Origin of the sequence: Pantoea osteomyelitidis (assembly GCF_044342975.1) — a bacterium.
Taxonomy (GTDB): Bacteria; Pseudomonadota; Gammaproteobacteria; order Enterobacterales; family Enterobacteriaceae; genus Pantoea; species Pantoea osteomyelitidis.
This window is the reverse complement of the sequence record NZ_JBGFSN010000004.1, coordinates 257,075-278,124: the sequence shown is the minus strand read 5'-3', so window position 1 is coordinate 278,124 and position 21,050 is coordinate 257,075. Positions and strand designations below refer to the sequence as shown.

19 protein-coding genes and 7 tRNA genes are annotated in these 21,050 nt (G+C 56.2%); 24 read left to right on the top strand and 2 right to left on the bottom strand.

Annotation, left to right across the window (positions count from 1 at the left end):
* Nucleotides 1–113 precede the first annotated feature (113 nt).
* The 7 genes from ABU178_RS06305 (at nucleotide 114) to ABU178_RS06275 (ending at nucleotide 773) form a co-directional block, all read left to right on the top strand.
* Nucleotides 114–190, top strand: a tRNA-Met gene (locus ABU178_RS06305).
* Nucleotides 191–198: 8 nt separating this feature from the next.
* Nucleotides 199–283, top strand: a tRNA-Leu gene (locus tag ABU178_RS06300).
* Nucleotides 284–305: 22 nt separating this feature from the next.
* A tRNA-Gln gene (locus ABU178_RS06295) sits at nucleotides 306–380 on the top strand.
* Nucleotides 381–416: 36 nt separating this feature from the next.
* A tRNA-Gln gene (locus ABU178_RS06290) sits at nucleotides 417–491 on the top strand.
* Between the two features lie 22 nt (nucleotides 492–513).
* Nucleotides 514–590, top strand: a tRNA-Met gene (locus ABU178_RS06285).
* 6 nt (nucleotides 591–596) lie between these two features.
* Nucleotides 597–671 (top strand) — tRNA-Gln (locus ABU178_RS06280).
* Nucleotides 672–698: 27 nt separating this feature from the next.
* Nucleotides 699–773 (top strand) — tRNA-Gln (locus ABU178_RS06275).
* An 86-nt stretch (nucleotides 774–859) separates the two neighbouring features.
* On the opposite strand, the gene ubiF is transcribed toward ABU178_RS06275, so the two are convergent.
* Nucleotides 860–2,032, bottom strand: a complete 1,173-nt coding sequence (gene ubiF / locus ABU178_RS06270) for a 3-demethoxyubiquinol 3-hydroxylase (protein ID WP_397213037.1) — start codon at nucleotides 2,030–2,032, stop codon at nucleotides 860–862.
* Nucleotides 2,033–2,199: 167 nt separating this feature from the next.
* Here ubiF and miaB point away from each other — a divergent pair, with 167 nt between their 5' ends.
* From miaB to ABU178_RS06225, 9 genes are all read left to right on the top strand, one after another.
* Nucleotides 2,200–3,624 carry a tRNA (N6-isopentenyl adenosine(37)-C2)-methylthiotransferase MiaB gene (miaB, locus tag ABU178_RS06265; protein ID WP_397213035.1) on the top strand — a complete coding sequence of 475 codons (1,425 nt, stop codon included), beginning with the start codon at nucleotides 2,200–2,202 and terminating at the stop codon, nucleotides 3,622–3,624.
* A 209-nt stretch (nucleotides 3,625–3,833) separates the two neighbouring features.
* Nucleotides 3,834–4,910, top strand: coding sequence for a PhoH family protein (locus ABU178_RS06260; protein ID WP_397213033.1), 1,077 nt, complete (start codon nucleotides 3,834–3,836; stop codon nucleotides 4,908–4,910).
* Complete coding sequence (gene ybeY, locus ABU178_RS06255; protein ID WP_397213031.1) at nucleotides 4,907–5,380, top strand: rRNA maturation RNase YbeY; 474 nt, start codon at nucleotides 4,907–4,909, stop codon at nucleotides 5,378–5,380. Before ABU178_RS06260 ends, ybeY begins: the two co-directional genes overlap by 4 nt.
* Before the next feature lie 84 nt (nucleotides 5,381–5,464).
* The gene (gene corC / locus ABU178_RS06250; protein ID WP_397213029.1) at nucleotides 5,465–6,346 is read left to right on the top strand and encodes a CNNM family magnesium/cobalt transport protein CorC; all 882 of its coding nucleotides are present in this window, start codon (nucleotides 5,465–5,467) and stop codon (nucleotides 6,344–6,346) included.
* A 4-nt stretch (nucleotides 6,347–6,350) separates the two neighbouring features.
* Nucleotides 6,351–7,880: an apolipoprotein N-acyltransferase gene (gene lnt, locus ABU178_RS06245; protein WP_397213027.1), complete on the top strand. Its 1,530-nt coding sequence runs from the start codon at nucleotides 6,351–6,353 to the stop codon at nucleotides 7,878–7,880.
* 418 nt (nucleotides 7,881–8,298) lie between these two features.
* Entirely contained in the window at nucleotides 8,299–9,195 is an 897-nt protein-coding gene (locus ABU178_RS06240) for an amino acid ABC transporter substrate-binding protein (protein ID WP_397213025.1), read from the top strand.
* Between the two features lie 153 nt (nucleotides 9,196–9,348).
* Nucleotides 9,349–10,089 (top strand): amino acid ABC transporter permease, encoded by a 741-nt coding sequence (locus ABU178_RS06235; RefSeq protein WP_397213023.1) that lies wholly within the window; start codon nucleotides 9,349–9,351, stop codon nucleotides 10,087–10,089.
* Nucleotides 10,089–10,766 (top strand): glutamate/aspartate ABC transporter permease GltK, encoded by a 678-nt coding sequence (gene gltK, locus ABU178_RS06230; protein ID WP_397213021.1) that lies wholly within the window; start codon nucleotides 10,089–10,091, stop codon nucleotides 10,764–10,766. Before ABU178_RS06235 ends, gltK begins: the two co-directional genes overlap by 1 nt.
* Nucleotides 10,767–11,492, top strand: coding sequence for an amino acid ABC transporter ATP-binding protein (locus tag ABU178_RS06225; RefSeq protein ID WP_397213019.1), 726 nt, complete (start codon nucleotides 10,767–10,769; stop codon nucleotides 11,490–11,492). It abuts the gene before it with no gap.
* A 32-nt stretch (nucleotides 11,493–11,524) separates the two neighbouring features.
* On the opposite strand, the gene ABU178_RS06220 is transcribed toward ABU178_RS06225, so the two are convergent.
* Complete coding sequence (locus ABU178_RS06220; RefSeq protein WP_397213017.1) at nucleotides 11,525–12,007, bottom strand: zinc ribbon-containing protein; 483 nt, start codon at nucleotides 12,005–12,007, stop codon at nucleotides 11,525–11,527.
* Between the two features lie 230 nt (nucleotides 12,008–12,237).
* Between ABU178_RS06220 and leuS the strand changes: the two genes are divergently transcribed.
* The 8 genes from leuS to mrdB all read left to right on the top strand — a co-directional run bounded on the left by leuS (nucleotide 12,238) and on the right by mrdB (nucleotide 21,043).
* Entirely contained in the window at nucleotides 12,238–14,820 is a 2,583-nt protein-coding gene (leuS, locus tag ABU178_RS06215; RefSeq protein WP_397213015.1) for a leucine--tRNA ligase, read from the top strand.
* 14 nt (nucleotides 14,821–14,834) lie between these two features.
* Nucleotides 14,835–15,434: an LPS assembly lipoprotein LptE gene (gene lptE / locus ABU178_RS06210; protein WP_397213013.1), complete on the top strand. Its 600-nt coding sequence runs from the start codon at nucleotides 14,835–14,837 to the stop codon at nucleotides 15,432–15,434.
* Nucleotides 15,431–16,462, top strand: a complete 1,032-nt coding sequence (holA, locus tag ABU178_RS06205) for a DNA polymerase III subunit delta (RefSeq protein WP_397213011.1) — start codon at nucleotides 15,431–15,433, stop codon at nucleotides 16,460–16,462. Before lptE ends, holA begins: the two co-directional genes overlap by 4 nt.
* The gene (gene nadD, locus ABU178_RS06200; protein ID WP_397213010.1) at nucleotides 16,455–17,099 is read left to right on the top strand and encodes a nicotinate-nucleotide adenylyltransferase; all 645 of its coding nucleotides are present in this window, start codon (nucleotides 16,455–16,457) and stop codon (nucleotides 17,097–17,099) included. Before holA ends, nadD begins: the two co-directional genes overlap by 8 nt.
* Nucleotides 17,100–17,191: 92 nt before the next feature.
* Nucleotides 17,192–17,509 (top strand): ribosome silencing factor, encoded by a 318-nt coding sequence (gene rsfS / locus ABU178_RS06195; protein WP_397213008.1) that lies wholly within the window; start codon nucleotides 17,192–17,194, stop codon nucleotides 17,507–17,509.
* Between the two features lie 3 nt (nucleotides 17,510–17,512).
* Nucleotides 17,513–17,983: a 23S rRNA (pseudouridine(1915)-N(3))-methyltransferase RlmH gene (rlmH, locus tag ABU178_RS06190; protein ID WP_397213006.1), complete on the top strand. Its 471-nt coding sequence runs from the start codon at nucleotides 17,513–17,515 to the stop codon at nucleotides 17,981–17,983.
* A gap of 34 nt (nucleotides 17,984–18,017) precedes the next feature.
* Nucleotides 18,018–19,922, top strand: coding sequence for a peptidoglycan DD-transpeptidase MrdA (gene mrdA / locus ABU178_RS06185; RefSeq protein WP_397213004.1), 1,905 nt, complete (start codon nucleotides 18,018–18,020; stop codon nucleotides 19,920–19,922).
* Nucleotides 19,923–19,930: 8 nt separating this feature from the next.
* Entirely contained in the window at nucleotides 19,931–21,043 is a 1,113-nt protein-coding gene (gene mrdB, locus ABU178_RS06180; protein ID WP_397215711.1) for a peptidoglycan glycosyltransferase MrdB, read from the top strand.
* The last annotated feature ends 7 nt before the right edge of the window (nucleotides 21,044–21,050 follow it).

The window sequence follows — 21,050 nt, the reverse complement described above, 5'->3', positions numbered from 1 at the left end:
GCCAGTCAAACGCGCGCGTTAAGGCGAAATTCGACAAAAAACTTGTTGACGCTGCTAAGTCAACTCCGCATAATGCGCCCCGCAACGCCGATGAAGGTAACGCGAAAAAAGATGGCTACGTAGCTCAGCTGGTTAGAGCACAGCACTCATAATGCTGGGGTCACAGGTTCGATTCCCGTCGTAGCCACCATCTTTTTTGCGGGAGTGGCGAAATTGGTAGACGCACCAGATTTAGGTTCTGGCGCCGCAAGGTGTGCGAGTTCAAGTCTCGCCTCCCGCACCATTTCAGTCTTCGGCAGCACGGATGGGGTATCGCCAAGCGGTAAGGCACCGGTTTTTGATACCGGCATTCCCTGGTTCGAATCCAGGTACCCCAGCCAATCCGATGAGTTTTTTTGCGGATGTGAATCGAATATTGGGATATCGCCAAGCGGTAAGGCACCGGTTTTTGATACCGGCATTCCCTGGTTCGAATCCAGGTATCCCAGCCATCATCGGATAGCAGTACAATTTGGCTACGTAGCTCAGCTGGTTAGAGCACAGCACTCATAATGCTGGGGTCACAGGTTCGATTCCCGTCGTAGCCACCATTTTCTTGGGGTATCGCCAAGCGGTAAGGCACCGGATTCTGATTCCGGCATTCCGAGGTTCGAATCCTCGTACCCCAGCCATTTTCAAGACAATTTGACTTACACCATTGGGGTGTCGCCAAGCGGTAAGGCACCGGATTCTGATTCCGGCATTCCGGGGTTCGAATCCCTGCACCCCAGCCAAATTGCACAAAAAAGCCCGCAGAAGCGGGCTTTTTTGTTTCTGCGTTTCAGCAATCTAACTCAGGCGACCTTACGGCCGCCGCTATTCATAATCCCAGCGCGTAACGCAGCACCTGACGTTTGACCATACCGGCGCGCTCCGCCGCCATCAGTCCCAGATTACGCAGAATCTTCACCGGCGGCAGGCTGTTGCTGAAGGCGAAGTAGAAAAGATCCATTCCGCTCTGCATCATCATATTATCCCGCTGACGCTGGCGCTGATAACGCAGCAAAACGCGTTCCGCGCCCCACTCTTCGGCGCTGGCGCGCGCGTCAATCAGAGTGGTCATTAAGGCATCCACGTCACGGTAGCCGAGATTGACTCCCTGCCCCGCCAGCGGATTAATGGTATGCGCCGCATCACCCACCAGCGCCAGGCCCGGCATCACGTAGCGCGAGGCGTGTCGACGCACCAGCGGAAAGGCGGCCGCCCGTTTCGCCTGGAATCGTCCCAGCCGCGCCGGGAAATGAGTGACGATCTCTTTTTCCAGCTGCGGCAACGACAGCGACTGCAACTGACGGATACGTGAGGGTTTGTCATACCAGACCAGCGAGGCGTGACGATCAAACAGTGGCAAAAAAGCACGCGGGCCGTCCGGCGTAAACTGCTGCCAGGTGGCGTCGCCCGTCGCATGCTCGCATTCCACGCCGATCAACAGGCAGGATTGCGTATAGTTCCAGCCGTGCACGCCAATGCCCGCCAGCTGACGCACCTGTGAATTAGCGCCATCCGCGCCCACCACCAGCTTCGCCGTCAGCGTCTCGCCGCCGACAAGGTTCAGCGTCCAGCCGCCGTTGCGCTGCTGCAGATTTTCCAGCGTTGCCGGACAGAAGAGATGAATGTCGCACTGCTGCATCTTCTCCCAGAGCGCCCGTTGCAGCACCGCATTCTCCACCATAAATCCCAGTTCCGGCAGGCCCAGCGAGGCCGCGTCAAAGGTCACATGTGCGGTTTGCCACTCCCAAGTTTCCAGCTTGCGGTAAGGCGCGCAGCGCATCGCCTGCACGGCTGACCAGACATTCAGCTGCTTAAGCAGATCCACCGAGGCGGCGCTGATAGCAGAGATGCGCACATCGGGATCGCTCTGCGCATCAAAAGCCGCAGGCTCCGCCCGCTCAATCATCGCCACGCGAAAGCGGTGCTCTGCCAGCCCGCAGGCGAGCGCAGCGCCCACCATGCCGCCGCCCACGATCACCACATCAAATTGGTTATCCTGCATCTTCATCTTCCTCTTGTTCTTTCCCTGCTTCAGGAAAGTACCTGATGCGCTAAAGTGTACCGGAAAATCACGGCACAATCAGAAAAGCCCTTATACTGGTCACAACAGCAGCAAAGCATTACAATACGCGCCCTGCACTTCTTTGCACTGAATCAATGGCTAGTTCGATGACGAAAAAACTGCATATCAAAACCTGGGGCTGTCAGATGAATGAATACGATTCATCGAAGATGGCTGACCTGCTGAACAGCACGCACGGCTACACCCTGACAGAGGAAGCCGATGAGGCGGATATCCTGCTGCTCAACACCTGTTCCATTCGCGAAAAGGCGCAGGAAAAGGTCTTTCACCAGCTGGGCCGCTGGAAAACGCTGAAGGAGCGTAACCCCGATTTGATTATCGGCGTGGGCGGCTGCGTGGCATCGCAGGAGGGAGATCATATTCGTCAGCGTGCCAGCTATGTGGATATCGTGTTCGGTCCGCAGACCCTGCACCGTCTGCCGGAGATGATCAACAGCGTGCGCGGCAATAAAAGCCCGGTGGTGGACATCAGCTTCCCGGAAATTGAGAAATTCGATCGCCTGCCGGAGCCGCGCGCGGAAGGGCCAACCGCCTTTGTTTCCATCATGGAAGGCTGCAACAAATATTGCACCTTCTGCGTGGTGCCCTATACGCGCGGCGAAGAGGTGAGCCGTCCCAGCGACGACATCCTGCTGGAGATTGCGCAGCTGGCAGCGCAGGGCGTACGCGAAGTCAACCTGCTGGGCCAGAACGTCAACGCTTACCGCGGCGAGACCTTTGACGGCGGCATCTGCACCTTTGCCGAGCTGCTGCGCCTGGTCGCTGCGATCGATGGCATCGACCGTATTCGCTTCACCACCAGCCATCCGATTGAGTTTACCGACGATATTATCGAGGTCTACCGCGATACGCCGGAACTGGTCAGCTTCCTGCACCTGCCGGTGCAGAGCGGCGCCGACCGCATCCTGACGCTGATGAAACGCGCCCACACCGCGCTGGAGTATAAAGCGATTATCCGTAAGCTGCGCGCGGCGCGCCCGACTATCCAGATCAGCTCAGATTTCATCATCGGTTTCCCGGGTGAAACGCAGCAGGATTTCGAGCAGACCATGAAGCTGATTGCCGACGTTAATTTCGATATGAGCTTCAGCTTTATCTACTCAGCGCGTCCGGGTACGCCAGCCGCCGATCTGCCGGACGATGTCTCCGAAGAGGAGAAAAAGCAGCGTCTCTATATTCTGCAGGACCGCATTAACCAGCAGGCAATGGCATGGAGCCGCCGTATGCTGGGCAGCGTGCAGCGCATTCTGGTGGAAGGCACCTCGCGTAAAAACGTGATGGAACTCTCTGGTCGTACCGAAAATAACCGCGTGGTGAACTTCGAAGGCTCACCGGCGATGATCGGCAAATTTGTCGATGTGGAAATCGTTGACGTCTACGCCAACTCGCTGCGCGGCAAAGTGGTGCGCAGCGAAGAGGAGATGGGCCTGCGCATTGTGGAAAGCCCGGCCTCGGTGATTGCCCGCACGCGAAAAGAGAACGAAATCGGCGTGGGTACTTTCCAGCCTTGATGCCCCTTCCCTTCAGCGGCGGCACATCCGGTGTCGCCGCTGTTTTCATCCTGTTGCACTTGGTTTCTGACAGTGCCGCCCAAATATATTTTTTCAAGCTTGCGCCCGGGCACGACGACATAAATACTTCCGTTATGGCATCACGCATTCAGCGTAACGGTGCGTAAGACCTTTTACCCAACTGGCCCTGAGTGACCCAAAGGATTAGTTTGAATATCGAAACTCGTGAAATCGCCCTTGAACCGGCAGATAACCGTCGACTGATGAGCTTGTGCGGTCCGTTTGATGACAATGTAAAACAGCTCGAACGTCGGCTGGGTATCGAGATCAACCGTCTCGATAATGTGTTTAAACTCTCTGGCCGTTCTCTGTGCGTCGAGGCGGCGGCAAACATTCTGCGTACGCTCTATGTGGATACCGCGCCGATGCGCGGCAATATTCCCGATATCGAACCCGATCAGATTCATCTGGCGATCAAAGAGAGCCGTGTACTGGAGCAAACCGCCGAGAGCGTGCCGGAATACGGTAAGTCAGTGAACATCAAGACCAAGCGTGGCGTGATTAAGCCGCGTACGCCGAACCAGGCGCAGTACATCGCCAATATTCTCGATCATGATATTACCTTCGGCATCGGTCCTGCCGGTACCGGGAAAACTTATCTGGCGGTGGCTGCCGCGGTTGATGCGCTGGAGCGTCAGGAGATCCGCCGTATCCTGCTGACGCGTCCGGCGGTGGAAGCGGGTGAAAAGCTCGGCTTCCTGCCAGGCGATCTGAGTCAGAAGGTCGATCCCTATCTGCGTCCGCTGTATGACGCGCTGTTTGAGATGCTGGGCTTCGAGCGCGTCGAGAAGCTGATGGAGCGCAACGTGATTGAAGTGGCGCCGCTTGCCTACATGCGTGGCCGTACCCTCAACGACGCCTTTATCATTCTTGATGAAAGCCAGAACACCACCATCGAGCAGATGAAGATGTTCCTGACCCGTATCGGCTTTAACTCGAAAGCGGTGATTACCGGCGACGTGACGCAGATCGACCTGCCGCGCAACACCAAGTCCGGCCTGCGTCATGCGATCGAGGTGCTGAGCGAAGTTGAGGAGCTGAGCTTCAACTTCTTCCATACCGAAGACGTGGTGCGACATCCGGTTGTGGCGCGCATCGTCAGCGCTTATGAGGCCTGGGAAGAAGCGGATCAGAAACGTCGCGACCGGCTGGCGGCAGAACGCAAACAGGAAGCCCTGACGGCACAGGCCGCTGCGGCGGGTACGGATACGCAGGTAAATCAATGACCGACGTGATACTGGATCTTCAACTGGCCTGCGAAAACAGCGCAGGCCTGCCTGACGAGGCGGCGTTTCGCCGCTGGCTGGAAGCGGCCGTTACGCCGTTCCAGCCGGAGAGCGAAGTGACCATTCGTCTGGTCGATGAAGCGGAAAGCCATGAGCTTAATCTGACTTATCGCGGCAAAGACAAGCCTACCAATGTGCTCTCTTTCCCCTTTGAAGCGCCGCCCGGTATCGAATTACCGCTGCTGGGCGATCTGATCATCTGTCGTCAGGTAGTGGAGCAAGAGGCTGCCGAACAAGGAAAAACTTCTGAGGCGCACTGGGCGCACATGGTGGTGCACGGCACGCTGCATCTGCTCGGCTACGACCATATCGAAGATGACGAAGCCGAAGAGATGGAAGCGCTGGAGACGGAGATAATGCTTGCTCTTGGTTATCCCGATCCGTACATTTCGGAGAAAGAAGATGCCTGAGCCGGGTGCTCAGGTTATCCCGCTGTCGGCATAATCGCCGACGGTTCCCGTTCCCCTCATCAGAGAGATCTGTAAAAAAACGCCATGAGCGACGACCATTCTCAAAACAGCGATGCACCCAGTAGTAAAAAGGGATTCTTTTCCCTGCTGATCAATCAACTTTTTCACGGTGAACCGCAAAACCGTGACGAGCTGCTGGAGCTGATCCGCGATTCTGAACAGAAAGAACTTATTGACCAGGATACCCGCGACATGCTCGAAGGCGTCATGGACATCGCGGAGCAGCGCGTACGCGACATCATGATCCCGCGTTCGCAGATGATTACCCTGAAGCGCAACCAGAGCCTGGATGAGTGTCTCGATGTGATTATCGAATCCGCACACTCCCGCTTTCCGGTGATCAGCGAAGACCGCGATCATGTTGAAGGCATTCTCATGGCGAAGGACCTGCTGCCGTTTATGAGCAGCGAGGCCGAGCCGTTCAGTATCGAAAAAGTGCTGCGTCCTGCGGTGGTAGTGCCGGAAAGCAAGCGTGTTGATCGCATGCTTAAAGAGTTCCGCTCTCAGCGTTACCATATGGCTATCGTTATCGATGAGTTTGGCGGCGTCTCTGGTCTGGTGACCATTGAAGATATTCTTGAACTGATCGTCGGCGAAATCGAAGATGAATATGACGAAGAAGAAGATCGTGATATTCGTCAGCTCAGCCGTCATACCTACACAGTGCGTGCCCTGACGCCGATTGAAGATTTCAACGAGGTTTTCGACACCCACTTCAGCGATGAAGAGGTGGATACCCTCGGTGGTCTGGTGATGCAAGGGTTCGGCCATCTGCCTGCTCGCGGCGAAAGCATTGAGATTGAAGGCTATCAGTTCAAGATCGCTATGGCTGACAGCCGTCGTATCATCCAGATTCATGTAAAAATTCCGGAAAATTCGCCGCAACCTCAACTCGATGACGAATAAGTTTATGGCACTGGCCTCTCTTTGCCAGCAACAGCGGGTACGCTTGCTGCTGGCTTTACTGACGGGTGCATCTGGCACCCTGGCATTTTCTCCCTATGATTTCTGGCCAGCGGCGCTCGTCGCCCTGTGCGGTCTGCAGCTGCTGACGTTGAACCGTAGCGTGCCGCAGGCAGCCGCTATCGGCTTTATCTGGGGCTTTGGCCTGTTTGGCAGCGGAGTGAACTGGGTTTATGTCAGCATCGCCACCTTTGGTGGCATGCCCGGCCCGGTTAACGTTTTTTTGGTTATTCTGCTGGCGGCTTATCTTGCCATCTACCCGGCGCTGTTCGCCGCGCTGCTGAACCGCCTCTGGCCACGGGCAACGCTTTGCCGTCTTGCGCTGGCCGCACCTGCGCTCTGGCAAATCAGTGAATTCTTGCGCGGCTGGATCCTGACCGGCTTTCCCTGGCTGCAGTTCGGCTACAGCCAAATCGATGGCCCGCTGAAAGGGCTGGCGCCGCTGGCCGGGGTGGAAACCCTGACCTTTGTGCTGATGGTGATTGCTGGTCTGCTGGTTTACGCGCTGGCGCAACGTCGCCCGGTGGCGGCTGTGGCTGGCGTACTTCTGCTGCTGCTGCCCTGGCCGCTGCGCTATATCAGCTGGTATCAACCGTTGCCGCAACGCAGCGTTAAGGTTGCCATGGTGCAGGGCAATATTCCGCAGTCAATGAAGTGGGATCCGCAGCAGCTGCTGCGTACTTTGCGCGCCTATAACGCCCTGAGCCAGCCGTGGATAGGCAAAGCGCCTATCATTATCTGGCCGGAGTCGGCCATTACCGATCTGGAAAGCAACCAGCAGCCTTTCCTGCATTCGCTGGATGAAGAACTACGCGCGCGCGGCAGCGGCCTCATTACCGGCATCGTGGATTCGCGCCTGGAGCAGAATCACTATCACGATTACAACTCGGTGATAGTGCTGGGCGGCGAACAGCCTTACAGCTACCTGAGCCGTAATCGCTACCAGAAAAATCATCTGGTGCCGTTCGGCGAATTTGTTCCGCTGGAGAGTCTGCTGCGTCCGCTGGCGCCTTTCTTCGATCTGCCGATGTCCTCTTTCAGCCGCGGCGATTATATCCAGCGGCAGTTAAGCGTGGCGGGTTACAACCTGACCACCGCCATCTGCTATGAGATCGTGCTGGGTGAGCAGGTGCGCGCCAACTTCCGCCCGGACACTAATTTCCTGCTGACGGTCTCGAACGATGCCTGGTTCGGCCACTCCATCGGCCCCTGGCAGCACTTCCAGATGGCGCGGATGCGCGCGCTGGAGCTGGGACGTCCGCTGTTGCGCAGCACCAATAACGGTGTCACTGCCGTGGTGGATGCCAACGGCGACGTTCAGCATATCCTGCCGCAGTTTACCCAGGGGGTGCTGACAACCAACGTCACGCCAACCACTGGCGAGACGCCTTATGCTCACGCGGGACTTTGGCCGGTATGGCTATTAACATTGCTGGCTGGCGCCATGGCGCTGCTCAGACGACGCCAGCCTGTTTAACTCTGCATCTCCCTGACGGCGAAGCAATGACTTCGCCGTTTTCTTCTCTCCGCTTCGCCCCTGTGCCGGTTTGTTAAGAAATCGGCAAATTCTGATTCTGGCATGATGATTGCTAACCTTTTCAGTAGTTTCACCAGCATAACGTTATTGTCACGTAACTCAGGTTTACTTTGCACCACGGGTAAACATCCTTACGCACTCTTATAGCGCAAAGAGGAAAAATTGCCTTTTTTTGGTGCGGTTTGCCTCGCAAAAAAAGAAACTTTTTCGTTTCATTACGTTAACATTCCGCTATGTTAAAGAATATTCTGAGCGCAGTTGCGCGGTGGGATAACAAGAAAAGCAGCAGGAAATACACACAACATCATAATCAGCGCATTTTTTATTCTGCGCCACATCGATACGAAGGAGTTGGAACATGCAGATACGCAAAGTGGCATTATCTCTTCTGCTGATGAGCACAGCAGTCGGGGCGGCCCAGGCGGAAGATCTCAGCGGCACCCTGAAGAAGATCAACGACAATGGCGTGATCGTCGTCGGGCACCGTGAATCATCAGTTCCCTTTTCTTATTATGATAATCAGCAAAAAGTTGTGGGATATTCACAAGACTATTCCAATGCCATTGTTGAAGCGATCAAAACTAAGCTGAACAAGCCTGACCTTCAGGTAAAAATGATCCCGATTACTTCTCAGAACCGTATCCCGCTGTTACAGAACGGCACCTACGATTTTGAGTGCGGCTCGACGACCAATAACCTTGAGCGCCAGAAACAGGCCGCGTTTTCCAACACCGTGTTTGTGATTGGTACGCGTCTGCTGGTGAAAAAAGGCAGCCCGATTAAAGATTTCAGCGATCTGCAAGGCAAAACGGTGGTCGTGACCTCCGGTACCACTTCTGAAGTCCTGCTGCACAAGCTGAACGACGAAAAGAAAATGGAAATGCGCATTATCAGCGCCAAGGATCATGGTGATTCCTTCCGTACGCTGGAAACCGGCCGCGCCGTCGCCTTTATGATGGATGATGCGCTGCTGGCGGGTGAGCGCGCCAAAGCGAAGAAACCGGATAACTGGGAAATCGTCGGCACGCCACAGTCCAAAGAGGCTTATGGCTGTATGCTGCGCAAAGACGATCCGCAGTTCAAGCAGCTGATGGATGAGACGATTGCCAAAGCACAGACCTCAGGTCAGGCGGCGAAATGGTTTGATAAGTGGTTTAACCAGCCGATTCCGCCGAAAAATCTGAATATGAATTTTGCGCTTTCCGACGATATGAAAGCCCTGTTCGCCGCGCCGAACGACAAGGCAGTGAATTAAAAACCAAAACAAGGGCGGCCCGGCTGCCCTCTCGATTGCTGAACAGAGGCTCGGACAGACAGACTGCCGCAGGTCGTTCCCTTGCGGCAGGAACGAGAAGCCTCTCATCAATCTTCAGGGTAGCTTAGCTACCCTTTTTTACCGGAGTTTGTTATGGGTATTGATTGGAACTGGGGCATCTTTCTTGAACAGGCCCCGTTCGGTAACACCACCTACCTCGGCTGGCTGTGGTCCGGCTTTCAGGTGACGATCGCCGTCTCCGTCTGCGCCTGGATTATCGCCTTTTTCGTCGGGTCCTTTTTCGGCATTCTGCGTACCCTGCCCAACCGCCTGCTGGCCACCATCGGCACCTGCTACGTAGAGTTGTTCCGCAATATTCCGCTGATTGTGCAGTTCTTCTTCTGGTATCTGGTGGCGCCGGAACTGGTCGGGGAAAATCTGGGCATGTGGTACAAAGCTGAGCTGGATCCCAATATTCAGTTCTTCGTTTCGTCGATGATCTGTCTCGGCCTGTTTACCGCCGCTCGCGTTTGCGAGCAGGTGCGCGCCGCGATTCAGTCGCTGCCACGCGGTCAGAAAAATGCCGGGCTGGCGATGGGCCTGACGCTGGCGCAAACCTATCGTTATGTGCTGCTGCCGAACTGTTATCGCGTCATCGTACCGCCGATGACATCAGAAATGCTGAACCTGGTAAAGAACTCCGCCATCGCCTCGACGATTGGTCTGGTGGATATGGCGGCGCAGGCGGGCAAGCTGCTCGACTACTCCGCCCACGCTTATGAATCCTTTACCGCGATTACCCTGGCCTATATCGCCATTAACCTGGTAATCATGCTGATCATGAGTCTGGTGGAGCGCAAAGTGCGTCTGCCGGGCAATATGGGAGGTAAATAATGTACGATTTTGACTGGAGCTCGATTCCTCCCAGCCTGCCCTATCTGATGAACGGTATGGTGATTACCCTGAAAATCACCGTGACCGCCGTGGTGTTCGGCATTATCTGGGGAACGCTGCTGGCGGTGATGCGCCTGTCGAGCTTTAAGCCCATCAGCTGGTTCGCCAAAATTTACGTTAACCTGTTTCGCTCCGTGCCGCTGGTAATGGTGCTGCTTTGGTTTTACCTGGTGGTGCCGAGCTTCCTGCAACAGGTGCTGGGTCTGTCGCCGAAAACCGATATCCGGCTGATCTCGGCGATGGTCGCCTTCGCCCTGTTTGAAGCCGCCTATTACTCCGAAATTATTCGCGCCGGTATTTTGAGCATTGCGCGCGGTCAGGGAAATGCCGCGCTGGCGCTGGGCATGACGCAATGGCAATCGATGCAGCTGATTATTTTGCCGCAGGCGTTTCGCGCCATGGTGCCGCTGCTGCTGACGCAGGGCATCGTGCTGTTTCAGGATACCTCGCTGGTTTATGTACTCAGCCTGGCCGACTTCTTCCGTACCGCCTCGTCGATTGGCGAACGTGACGGCACCCAGGTTGAAATGATTTTGTTTGCAGGTCTGGTCTACTTCGTGATCAGCCTGAGCGCTTCGCTGTTGGTCAGCTATCTCAAAAGAAAAAGGACGGTATAAATGATTAACCTGAAAAACGTTTCTAAGTGGTATGGTCACTTTCAGGTACTGACCGACTGCACAACCGAAGTGAAAACCGGTGAAGTGGTGGTGGTGTGCGGCCCGTCCGGTTCCGGTAAATCCACCCTGATTAAAACCGTTAACGGCCTGGAGCCGATTCAAAAAGGCAGCATCAGCGTCAACGGTACTGAGGTGACGGATAAAAAGACCAACCTCGCGCAGCTGCGCAGCAAAGTCGGCATGGTTTTCCAGCATTTCGAACTCTTTCCGCACCTGAGCATCGTCGAGAACCTCACGCTGGCGCAGGTCAAGGTGCTGAAGCGCGACAAAGCCGCCGCGCGGGAAAAAGGCCTGAAGCTGCTGACACGCGTAGGACTTTCCGCTCATGCCCATAAATATCCCGGCCAGCTTTCCGGCGGCCAGCAGCAGCGCGTCGCCATTGCCCGCGCGCTCTGCATGGATCCGGTCGCGATGCTGTTTGATGAACCGACCTCTGCTCTGGACCCGGAGATGATCAACGAAGTGCTGGACGTAATGGTGGAGCTGGCGCAGGAAGGCATGACCATGATGGTGGTGACCCATGAGATGGGCTTTGCGCGCAAAGTAGCCAATCGCGTGATTTTTATGGATGAAGGCAAGATTATTGAAGACAGACGCAAGGATGACTTCTTCAACAACCCACAGTCTGACCGCGCAAAAGAGTTTTTGGCGAAAATTCTGCACTAAAAGCTGGCGGGCGACAGGTTCGCCCGCCGTTTTCAGGGCTCGAACGGCTGACGCTGGAACTGATCGTGGCCGCACTCCGGGCAGCGCGAGAGGGTTTCAGGGGTATAGATGGCGCGCTCAAAGCCGCACTTTTCACACACCAGATTGCCTAACCCTACCACTTCGCCGCTGTGATAAACGCCGTGATGATGCAGATCCTGAAAGATTTCCCGCCACTCCAGCTGGCTTTTGTCCGTGATATCCGCCAGTTCTTTCCACAGGCTTTCACGAATGATACGCATAAACAGGGAATCGTCTGTGGAATCGGCCGTTTCGCCATAGCTGCGTGCAAACTCGCCGACATCACGCCGTACGGCAAGCAGCACCTCCTCCACTTCGCCAGAGGTGAGATCATCTCGCTGCAGTAAGCGCCTGCGCGTTTCCGCCAGCAATCCATCAATATCGCGATCGCCCCGACTGATGCGCTCCGTTAATGAAGCGACCGACTCCCGATAAACCTGCGCCACTTTATTCATTTTATTCTCCTTTCCGCTCCTGTCGCGTGCATTAAGTTTAGACCGCTTATCGCTTTTGCCAGCGTGAGAAAAGACCGAATCACAAAACAGGACGTCTGAGCCTGCCCACGGGATAAATCGCGCTTGCACCGGTGCGAAGTGTTGTTGATATGCGGCCTTATGGGTATGCTATGCGGATCGAAAATTAGATGTTTAAGCTTCGCGCTATTTACAAAGGACCACAGGCTGCCATGCAAGAGCAATACCGCCCGGAAGAGATAGAATCCCACGTCCAGCAACACTGGCACGAGAACGAAACGTTTAAAGTGACTGAGCAGGAAGGCAAAGAAAAATATTACTGCCTCTCTATGCTGCCCTATCCTTCTGGCCGCCTACATATGGGCCACGTTCGTAACTACACCATCGGCGATGTGATTGCCCGCTACCAGCGTATGCTGGGTAAAAACGTGCTGCAACCGATTGGCTGGGATGCATTTGGTCTGCCGGCGGAAGGCGCGGCGGTGAAAAACAACACCGCGCCGGCACCCTGGACTTACGACAACATCGAATACATGAAGAACCAGCTGAAGCTGCTGGGTTTCGGCTATGACTGGAGCCGTGAGCTGGCGACCTGTAAGCCGGACTACTATCGCTGGGAACAATGGTTCTTCACCAAACTGTATGAAAAAGGCCTGGTCTATAAAAAGACCTCGGCGGTGAACTGGTGCCCGAACGATCAAACCGTGCTGGCGAATGAGCAGGTGATCGATGGCTGCTGCTGGCGCTGCGACACCAAAGTCGAGCGTAAAGAGATCCCGCAGTGGTTTATCAAAATCACCGATTATGCGGAAGAGCTGCTGAACGACCTCGACAAGCTGGAAGAGTGGCCTGAGCAGGTCAAAACCATGCAGCGCAACTGGATTGGCCGTTCTGAAGGTGTTGAGATCGCCTTTGACGTGGCGGATAGCGAAGAGAAAGTCACCGTTTATACCACCCGTCCTGACACCTTTATGGGCGCAACTTATGTTGCCGTGGCGGCGGGCCATCCGCTGGCGGTGCAGGCATCGGTTAATAATCCGGCGCTGGCTGATTTCATTGCTGAATGCCGCAATACCAAGGTTGCGGAAGCGGATATGGCAACGATGGAGAAAAAAGGCATGGCCACCGGCCTGTTTGCTCTTCATCCGTTGACGGGCGAAAAGATCCCGGTCTGGGTCGCTAACTTTGTGCTGATGGAATATGGCACCGGCGCCGTGATGGCCGTTCCGGGCCACGATCAGCGCGACTGGGAATTCGCCACCAAATACGATCTGCCCATCAAGCCAGTGGTGCTAAACCTCGATGGCAGCGAGCCGGATATCAGCGTGGCCGCCATGACCGACAAAGGCACGCTGTTTAACTCCGGCGAGTTTAACGGCCTGAGCCACGAAGCGGGCTTTAATGCTATCGCTCAGGCGCTGGCGGATAAAGGCGTCGGCGAGCGTAAGGTAAACTACCGTCTGCGCGACTGGGGCGTTTCCCGTCAGCGCTACTGGGGCGCGCCTATCCCGATGGTGACGCTGGAAGATGGCACCGTGATGCCGACACCGGAAGATCAGCTGCCGGTGATCCTGCCGGAAGATGTGGTGATGGATGGGATTACCAGTCCGATTAAAGCCGATCCGACCTGGGCGCAAACCACGGTGAACGGTCAGCCTGCGCTGCGTGAAACCGACACCTTCGATACCTTTATGGAGTCATCCTGGTATTACGCCCGCTACACCTGCGCCAACTATGACGAAGGTATGCTCGATCCTGCTGCGGCTAACTACTGGCTGCCGGTGGATCAATATGTCGGCGGTATTGAACACGCCATCATGCATCTGATGTATTTCCGTTTCTTCCACAAGCTGTTGCGTGACGCGGGCCTGGTGAATTCCGATGAGCCGGCGAAACGTCTGCTTTGCCAGGGCATGGTGCTGGCGGACGCCTTTTATTACCTCGGCGTGAATGGCGAGCGTAACTGGGTCTCGCCTGTAGACGTCACCGTTGAGCGTGATGAGAAAGGCCGTATCGTGAAGGCGAGCGACGCTGCCGGTCATGAGCTGGTGTATGCCGGCATGAGCAAGATGTCGAAGTCGAAAAACAACGGCATCGACCCGCAGCTGATGGTCGAGCGCTACGGCGCCGATACCGTGCGTCTGTTTATGATGTTCGCGTCACCGGCTGATATGACTCTGGAATGGCAGGAATCTGGCGTCGAAGGCGCGAACCGCTTCCTGAAACGCGTCTGGAAGCTGGCTTACGATCACACCAGCAAAGGGGCGACCGTGGCGCTGGATGTGGCAAGCCTGAACGACGATCAGAAAGCGCTGCGTCGCGATTTACATAAAACCATCGCTAAAGTGTCGGATGATATCGGTCGCCGTCAGACCTTTAACACTGCTATCGCCGCCATTATGGAGCTGATGAACAAGCTGGCCCGCGCGCCGCAGGAGAGCGAGCAGGATCGCGCCCTGATGCAGGAAGCGCTGCTGGCGGTAACCCGTCTGCTTTATCCTTACACGCCGCACGCCAGCTATGTGCTGTGGCAGGCGCTGGGCGGCGAAGGCGCCATTGACGACGCCAGCTGGCCGGTCGCTGATGAAGCGGCGATGGTTGAAGATTCGCTGCTGGTGGTGGTGCAGGTTAATGGTAAAGTCCGCGGTAAAATCACCGTTGCGGCCGATGCCACCCAGGAGCAGGTGCAGGCACGCGCCGCACAGGAGCATCTGGTAGCGAAATACCTTGATGGCGTCACTGTTCGTAAAGTGATTTATGTACCGGGCAAACTGCTTAACCTGGTCGTGGGTTAAGTTCAGGAGGAACTGTGCGACAACCGATTATCAGGCTGTTTGCTATGCTGGCGGTATTGATTACCGCCGGTTGCGGCTTCCATCCGCGCGGCACCACGCAGGTGCCAGCGGAGTTGAAAACCATGATTCTCACCAGCGGCGATCCCTATGGTCCGCTGGCGCGCACCGTGCGCCAGCAGCTGCGCCTGAACGATATTCAGATCGTCAGCGATACCAAAGCGAATCGCACCGATGTGCCGACATTGCGTTTGGGCGGCGAAGCGCAGGGACGTGATACCGCTTCAGTGTTTATCAGCGGCACGACGGCGGAATATCAGCTGGTGATGACCGTCACTGCGCAGGTGTTGCTGCCGGGTAAAGGTCTCTACCCCATCAGCACCACGGTTTATCGTTCTTTCTTCGATAACCCGAATGCGGCGCTGGCGAAAGATGCCGAGCAGGACATGATCATTCAGGAGATGCGCCAGCGTGCGGCCGATCAGCTGGTACGTAAGCTGCTGACCGTTCACGCGGCGGTGAAGAATAACAAGGATACGTTACCGCAGTCGGATTTACCGGCGCCGGGGACAGGGTCACCGGAAGTTTCTTCCTCTTCCGCTACCAGCCTGCAATGATCAGGATCTATCCTGAACAACTCAGCGCGCAGCTCCGTGAGGGGCTGCGCGCTTGCTATTTACTCAGCGGCAATGAAACCCTGCTGCTGCAGGAAAGTCAGGACCTGATCCGGGCGGCGGCGTCCGGGCAGGGTTTTGAGGAGCATTTCAGCGTTACGCTGGATGCGCAAACCGACTGGGATAACCTGTTTACCCAGTGTCAGTCGCTCAGCCTGTTTACTCTGCGTCAGACGCTGACGCTGAGCTTTCCGGAAAACGGCCCGACGGCGGCGATGGCGGAACAGCTGGTCAAGCTGGCGAGCCTGCTGCATAACGATATTCTGCTGATCCTGCGCACGGCAAAACTCACCAAAGCGCAGGAAAACAGCGCCTGGTTCAAAGCCCTGAGCAGCAACGCGGTGCTGGTGCCCTGCGCGACGCCGGAACATGCCCAGCTGCCGCGCTGGGTGGTGAGCCGGGCAAAAGCGATGCAGCTGTCGATTGACGATGCTGCGGTTCAGCTGCTCTGTTATTGCTACGAAGGCAATCTGCTGGCGCTGGCGCAGGCGCTGGAGCGACTCTCGCTGCTCTGGCCCGACGGCAAGCTGACGCTGCCGCGCGTGGAAGCCGCCGTCAGCGATGCCGCCCACTTTACCCCTTATCACTGGGTAGATGCGCTGCTGGCGGGCAAAAGCAAACGCGCGCTACATATTCTGCGCACGCTGGCGAAAGAAGAGAGCGAGGTGGTGATTCTGCTGCGTACCTTGCAGCGTGATCTGATCACCCTGCTGCATCTGCAGCGTCATCAGCATCAGCAGCCGCTGCGCACCCTGATGGATCAACAGCGTATCTGGCAAAATCGTCGCACGCTGTTTACCGATGCGCTGCAACGCCTGGATGGCGCGCGGCTCCAGCGTGCGCTGCATCTGTTGACCACCATTGAGCTGACGCTGAAGCAGGATTACGGTCAGTCGGTCTGGCCACAGCTGGAAACCCTGTCGCTGCTGCTCTCTACCCGCACTTTTCCCGCGAGCTTTGCCGATGTCTGAACTCTACGCGCTGTTTGGCGGCACTTTCGATCCGGTGCATTACGGTCATCTGCGTCCGGTGGAGGCGCTGGCGGCTCAGGTAGGGTTAAAAAAGGTCACGCTGCTGCCGAATAACGTTCCGCCGCATCGCCCGCAACCGGAGGCGACACCGACGCAGCGCGTGGCGATGCTGCAAGCCGCCATCGCCGATCGCCCTTTGTTCGATATTGATGAACGCGAGCTGGCGCGCAATACCCCATCCTGGACGGTGAGTACGCTGGAGGCGTTGCGCGCCGAGCGCGGCAGCCAGCAACCGCTCGGATTTATCATCGGTCAGGATTCGCTGCTCACATTAGCGAAATGGCATCGCTGGCAGGATTTGCTGTCGCTTTGTCATCTGCTGGTGTGCAAGCGTCCGGGCTACGCCGCGCAGATGGAGACGCCGGAGATGCAGCGCTGGCTTGAGCAGCATCTCACGCAGGATATTCAGCATCTGCACCGGCATCCCGCAGGTCATATCTGGCTGGCGGAGACGCCGTTGTATAATATATCAGCAACAGAGATTCGTCGGCGCCATCATCAGGGTATCGCCTGCGATGATCTGTTACCCCAGGCCGTTATTGACTATATCGACCGATTTGGCTTATATCGCGACTGATCCGGGCGTGCTATACTACGCCGCTTCATTTTTGGCTGCGTCATCCGGGCTTACAGCCAGCCCGCCATTACCTGTTTTCAAGGGGGAACCTTTTGCAAGGTAAACTACTCCAAGAGTTCGTTATTGATAAAATTGATGATCTCAAAGGCCAGAACATCGTCAGTCTTGATGTGCAAGGCAAATCCAGCATTACCGACTGTATGATTATCTGCACCGGTACCTCTACGCGTCACGTTGCGTCGATTGCTGACCATGTTGTTCAGGAATCACGCGCCGCCGGACTGATTCCGCTCGGCGTGGAAGGGAAAAACATCGCCGACTGGGTGGTGGTTGATCTCGGTGAAGTGATTGTACATGTCATGCAGGAAGAGAGCCGCCAGCTCTATGAACTGGAAAAGCTCTGGGGTTAATGCGTGAAACTGCAGCTTGTTGCCGTCGGCACCAAAATGCCCGACTGGGTACAAACCGGTTTTATGGAATACCTGCGCCGCTTTCCTAAAGATATGCCGCTGGAGCTGACCGAAGTTCAGGCCGGCAAGCGTGGTAAAAATGCCGACATCAAACGCATTCTGGAGAAGGAAGGCGAAGCGATGTTGGCAGCGACAGGAAAAGGCAACCGTATCGTCACTCTCGACATTCCTGGCCATCCGTGGGAAACCCCACAGCTGGCAAACCAGCTTGAACGCTGGAAACAGGATGGTCGTGACGTCAGCCTGCTGATTGGTGGCCCGGAAGGGTTATCGCCCGCCTGCAAGGCCGCGGCGGAGCAAAGCTGGTCGCTTTCCGCCCTGACACTGCCCCATCCGCTGGTGCGCGTACTGGTGGCCGAAAGCCTTTATCGTGCATGGAGCATAACGGCTAATCATCCTTATCATCGTGAATAACCGATAAGGTCATACCCGACTTAACAAGCAGCGGATGAAATTACAAAGCAACGCCTTTCGCGATTACAGCGCCGAACAGAAACTTTTTGTCCGTCGGGCGCTTGTCGCTTTCGTCGGCATTTTTCTGCTCTCCTGCGTGCTGGTGGTAAACCTTTATCACCTGCAAATTCTGCGCTTTGAGGATTACAGCACCCGTTCCAATGAAAACCGCATCAAGCTGGTGCCGGTTGCGCCCAGTCGCGGCATTATTTATGACCGTAACGGCACGCCGCTGGCGTTAAACCGCACGATTTATCAGGCGGAGCTGGTGCCGGAAAAGGTGGATGATCTACAGAAAACCCTGCAGGATTTGCGCCCGGTGCTCGACCTCAGCGATGATGATCTTGTCGCCTTTGACAAAGAGCGCAAGCGTTCGCGACGTTTTACCTCCATTCCGCTGAAAACCGGCCTGAACGATGTGCAGGTGGCGCGTTTCGCCGTGAACCAGTACCGTTTTCCCGGCGTCGAGGTGAAAGGCTATCAGCGCCGATACTATCCTTACGGCCCGACGCTGACCCATGTGGTCGGCTATGTGTCGAAAATCAACGATCGCGACGTAGCGCGGCTGGATAAAGAGGGCAAATGGCCCAATTATGCCGCGACGCACGATATCGGCAAGCTGGGCATTGAAAACTATTACGAAGATGTGCTGCACGGAAAAACCGGCTATGAAGAGGTTGAAGTCAATAACCGTGGCCGGGTGATCCGCCAGCTGCATGAGCAGTCGCCACAGGCTGGCCGCGACATCTGGCTCACCATCGATCTTAAGCTGCAGCAGTATATCGAGACGCTGCTGGCTGGCAGCCGCGCCGCCGTGGTGGTGAGCGATCCGCGTACCGGCGAGATTCTCGCGCTGGTTTCCACGCCAAGCTACGATCCCAACCTGTTTGTCGATGGCATTACCAGCAAAGATTACAAAGCGCTGCTGACTGACGAAAATCGTCCACTCTATAACCGGGCGATTCAGGCTGCTTATCCCCCCGCCTCGACGGTGAAACCTTACGTCGCCGTTTCCGCGCTGAGCGCCGGGGTTATCACCCGCAACACCAGCCTGTTCGATCCCGGCTGGTGGCAGCTGCCCGGCTCGGAAAAACGTTATCGCGACTGGAAAAAATGGGGACATGGCCGCCTCAACGTTACCCGCTCGCTGGAAGAATCCGCCGATACCTTCTTCTATCAAGTCGCTTATGACATGGGCATCGATCGCCTGTCTGAATGGATGAACAAATTTGGCTATGGTCACCGCACCGGTATCGATCTGCCGCAGGAGAGTCCGGGCAACATGCCGACGCGCGACTGGAAAATGAAGCGCTTCAAAAAACCCTGGTATCAGGGCGATACCATACCGGTGGGCATCGGCCAGGGCTACTGGACCGCCACGCCGGTACAGATGAATAAGGCAATGATGATCCTGATAAACGATGGCGTGATCAAAGTGCCGCATCTGCTGCGCGCCACGCGCGAAGGCAACACCATGACGCCCTTCCGCCAGCCGCCTGGCGCGCCGATCGGCGATATCCACTCCGGCTATTGGGAGCTGGCGAAAGATGGTATGTATGGCGTCGCTAACCGACCAAACGGCACCGCGCATAAGAGCTTTGCCGACGCGCCCTATAAAATCGCGGCGAAATCGGGTACTGCTCAGGTGTTCGGTCTGAAAGAGAACGAAACCTATAACGCGCACAAAATCGCCGAACGCCTGCGCGACCATAAACTCATGACCGCCTTCGCGCCCTACGATAAGCCGCGCGTGGCCGTCACCATGATTCTGGAAAACGGCGGCGCCGGCCCGGCGGTCGGCACCGTGATGCGTCAGATTCTGGACCACATTATGTTAGGCGATAACAATACGGTATTGCCGGAAGCGGCGCCGACACCGCCCGGTTATGAAGGTGAATAACGATGTCCATGAGCGATAACCCGCAAGTCAAATCGATCTGGACGCGCATCCATATCGATCCACTATTTTTAACGGTGATCCTGGGTCTGCTGGGCTACAGCGCTATCGTGATCTGGAGCGCCAGCGGTCAGGACCCCGGCATGATGGAACGCAAGATCGGCCAGATCCTGATGGGACTGGTAATCATGGTGGTGATGGCGCAGGTGCCGCCCCGCGTCTATGAAAGCTGGGCGCCCTATCTCTATATCTTTTGCGTGATCCTGCTGGTTGCCGTGGATGCCTTTGGTCATATCAGTAAAGGGGCGCAGCGCTGGCTCGATCTTGGCGTGGTGCGCTTTCAGCCCTCGGAGATAGCCAAAATCGCCGTGCCGCTGATGGTGGCGCGTTTTATCAACCGCGACGTCTGTCCGCCGACGCTGAAAAATACCGGCATCGCGCTGATTTTGATTTTCGTCCCCACGCTGCTGGTGGCGGCGCAGCCAGACCTCGGCACAGCAATCCTGATCGCCGCGTCAGGGCTGTTCGTGCTGTTCCTTTCCGGCATGAGCTGGAAGCTGATTGGCGTTGCCGTTCTGCTGGTGGCCGCCTTTATTCCGGTGCTCTGGTTCTTCCTGATGCATGATTATCAGCGTGACCGCGTGATGATGCTGTTGGATCCCGAGAGCGATCCGCTGGGCGCCGGATATCACATTATTCAGTCGAAAATCGCCATCGGTTCTGGCGGCCTGCGCGGTAAAGGCTGGCTGCACGGCACTCAGTCGCAGCTGGAGTTCTTGCCCGAACGCCATACCGACTTTATTTTTGCCGTGCTGGCAGAAGAGCTGGGGCTGGTGGGCGTATTGATCCTGCTGGTACTCTATCTGCTGCTTATCATGCGCGGGCTGGTTATCGCGGCGCGAGCGCAAACCACGTTTGGCCGCGTGATGGCGGGCGGTTTAATGCTGATTTTATTCGTTTATGTTTTCGTTAACATTGGCATGGTTAGTGGTATCTTACCGGTGGTTGGCGTGCCTTTGCCGCTGGTAAGCTATGGCGGCTCCGCGCTCATCGTGTTAATGGCCGGATTTGGCATCGTGATGTCGATCCATACTCATCGAAAAATGTTATCAAAAAGCGTTTAAGAGGCTG

What these genes read in the sequence shown, in the direction of transcription:
- ubiF (WP_397213037.1), bottom strand. Translation starts at nt 2,032, where the DNA reads ATGCAGGATAACCAATTTGATGTGGTGATCGTGGGCGGCGGCATGGTG.
- miaB (WP_397213035.1), top strand. Translation starts at nt 2,200, where the DNA reads ATGACGAAAAAACTGCATATCAAAACCTGGGGCTGTCAGATGAATGAA.
- ybeY (WP_397213031.1), top strand. Translation starts at nt 4,907, where the DNA reads ATGACCGACGTGATACTGGATCTTCAACTGGCCTGCGAAAACAGCGCA.
- corC (WP_397213029.1), top strand. Translation starts at nt 5,465, where the DNA reads ATGAGCGACGACCATTCTCAAAACAGCGATGCACCCAGTAGTAAAAAG.
- lnt (WP_397213027.1), top strand. Translation starts at nt 6,351, where the DNA reads ATGGCACTGGCCTCTCTTTGCCAGCAACAGCGGGTACGCTTGCTGCTG.
- ABU178_RS06240 (WP_397213025.1), top strand. Translation starts at nt 8,299, where the DNA reads ATGCAGATACGCAAAGTGGCATTATCTCTTCTGCTGATGAGCACAGCA.
- ABU178_RS06235 (WP_397213023.1), top strand. Translation starts at nt 9,349, where the DNA reads ATGGGTATTGATTGGAACTGGGGCATCTTTCTTGAACAGGCCCCGTTC.
- gltK (WP_397213021.1), top strand. Translation starts at nt 10,089, where the DNA reads ATGTACGATTTTGACTGGAGCTCGATTCCTCCCAGCCTGCCCTATCTG.
- ABU178_RS06225 (WP_397213019.1), top strand. Translation starts at nt 10,767, where the DNA reads ATGATTAACCTGAAAAACGTTTCTAAGTGGTATGGTCACTTTCAGGTA.
- ABU178_RS06220 (WP_397213017.1), bottom strand. Translation starts at nt 12,007, where the DNA reads ATGAATAAAGTGGCGCAGGTTTATCGGGAGTCGGTCGCTTCATTAACG.
- leuS (WP_397213015.1), top strand. Translation starts at nt 12,238, where the DNA reads ATGCAAGAGCAATACCGCCCGGAAGAGATAGAATCCCACGTCCAGCAA.
- holA (WP_397213011.1), top strand. Translation starts at nt 15,431, where the DNA reads ATGATCAGGATCTATCCTGAACAACTCAGCGCGCAGCTCCGTGAGGGG.
- nadD (WP_397213010.1), top strand. Translation starts at nt 16,455, where the DNA reads ATGTCTGAACTCTACGCGCTGTTTGGCGGCACTTTCGATCCGGTGCAT.
- mrdA (WP_397213004.1), top strand. Translation starts at nt 18,018, where the DNA reads ATGAAATTACAAAGCAACGCCTTTCGCGATTACAGCGCCGAACAGAAA.
- mrdB (WP_397215711.1), top strand. Translation starts at nt 19,931, where the DNA reads ATGAGCGATAACCCGCAAGTCAAATCGATCTGGACGCGCATCCATATC.